General features: G+C 42.8%; 1 protein-coding gene. It reads right to left on the bottom strand.

Annotated features, from left to right (window positions below; translation table 11 throughout):
• Positions 1 to 64: 64 nt before the first annotated feature.
• On the bottom strand, positions 65 to 1000 hold the full coding sequence (locus tag A3729_RS06010) for a LysR family transcriptional regulator (RefSeq protein ID WP_068633400.1): 936 nt from the start codon (positions 998 to 1000) through the stop codon (positions 65 to 67).
• Between the last annotated feature and the right edge of the window lie 76 nt (positions 1001 to 1076).

The raw sequence follows: 1076 nt of genomic DNA, 5'->3' as shown, positions 1-1076 counted from the left end.
CACGATGATTGATGAAGAGCTGAAAGTATTACCGATCGATCTTTCGAATAGCTACGGCACCGAATCAGAATTGAACAGAAATCTTGGCGTCGTGTGTTTCAGAAAAAAGAGTATGAGCAACGCGGCAAAAGCCTTTAAAGGCTTTTGCAGCGTTGCTCATACTCTTTTTTCTGAAACTCACGGCGCCAAGATTTCTGGTCAATTCTGATTCGGTGCCGTAGCTATTCGAAAGATCGATCGGTAATACTTTCAGCTCTTCATCAATCATCGTGTTTGGCAGCACGCTCCAACCCATGCCTACTCCGGCCATCATCTTCATGGTTTCTAGATAGTTCGTTGGAATGCTCGCGTTTAGCATTAATTTCGATTGATGAAACATAGCTTCGACGACGCGGTAAGTGAGCGTGGATCGTGAGGGCAGAATTGCGTTGTGCTTTGCAAGGTCAGGGGGTGTTACGCTTGTTAAGCTGGCAAGCTCATGATGTTGGCTACAAATAAAGCTCATAGGGTCGTCCCAAGAAAGGTGACATATATAGTCATCACTTAATTGGTCCGGGATGGTAATAAAAGCAATATCAGCCTGATTATCACCCAATATCGGATAGGCGCTTTCAGAATCAAGGAAATTAAGCTTAAGGTCAACTTCAGGATAGCGCTTACTGAATTCCTTTAAGATTAAGGGAAGTCGGTGTAGGCCTATATGATGACTGGCAACAATTCTTAGTTCACCCTCTACATTGTGAGACAAATTCTTGATTGCATGCTTTGCGTTATCAATTTCATGCAGGATGGACAGAGCGTGTGGATACAGCGCTTCGCCAGCCTCGGTTAACAGGAGGTCGCGCTGCAAACGCTCAATGAGTTTGCACGAAAGTTGACGTTCTAGTCCCTGAATTCTCTTTGTGATGGCGGGCTGAGTAATTGATAGACGTTCGGCTGCTTTTGAAAATGAGCGCTCTTTGTAAACTGTCACAAATGCTAATAAAGAATCTATATCCATTTTGTACCTTTCCTTAACAGGTATTCCAAATTGGAATCAATAATATAACAAATATGAATTTGTTTTATTTGATCTG

The organism is Oleiphilus sp. HI0043, assembly GCF_001634935.1.
Note: the sequence above shows the minus strand (reverse complement) of the source record. Positions and strands in the feature narration are given on the sequence as shown.

Bases quoted from the DNA above. Each gene is read 5' to 3' on its own strand.
- A3729_RS06010 (WP_068633400.1), bottom strand. From the start codon at position 1,000: ATGGATATAGATTCTTTATTAGCATTTGTGACAGTTTACAAAGAGCGC.